The sequence below is a fragment of the Marinobacter sp. UBA2498 genome (genome assembly GCF_002341575.1).
GTDB classification, from domain to species: domain Bacteria; phylum Pseudomonadota; class Gammaproteobacteria; order Pseudomonadales; family Oleiphilaceae; genus Marinobacter; species Marinobacter manganoxydans.
The window spans coordinates 1,682-2,235 of sequence record NZ_DDOI01000038.1 but is presented as its reverse complement, the minus strand read 5'-3'; the positions used below and the strand labels follow the sequence as shown (position 1 = coordinate 2,235).

The window sequence follows — 554 nt, the reverse complement described above, 5'->3', positions numbered from 1 at the left end:
AGAGTCAGAGTCAGAGTCAGAGCTGGAGTTGCCTGTTGCCAGTCCTCAGGGATTGGCCCTTCTGAAACTGGTGGCCTGGTCCGAAAGAGATGCGCAAACAAGACGCAAAGACGCGGCCGATATCGCTTATCTGGCATCCAACTATGAAAATATTCCTGGCCAGATGGACCGGCTTTTCGAACAGCATGAAAGCATCCTCGAAGCCTACGGCTGGGATACGAGACTTGCGGGCGCTCAGTTGCTCGGCAAGGAAACGGCACAGATTGCCAACAAATCAACGATGAAAGTCCTGCGACGCCTGCTCAGTAAGGATCTGATTGCCAACCTGACTAGGGATTCGGGCAACACGTGCGGCGATTTCACCGAAGAAGTTGTGTCAGCGTTTATTGGCGGACTTTTTGGCTCAGAAGTAACAAATGTACAAAATTGACTCAGAAGCCAACCGCATAACACCAATGTGCGTATTCCAGACCAAGGTTGCCACTGATTCCAGACGAAGCCTGCCACCCATTCCACGCGAAAGCTGCCACTGATTCCACGGCAAAGCTGCCACC

Annotated in this window: 1 protein-coding gene; it reads left to right on the top strand. The window is 52.3% G+C overall.

The features are described from left to right. Positions 1–430 (top strand): nucleotidyl transferase AbiEii/AbiGii toxin family protein (locus tag B2W52_RS04105; RefSeq protein WP_286801468.1); only part of this gene is annotated, 430 nt, incomplete at its 5' end. Positions 431–554: the final 124 nt, after the last annotated feature.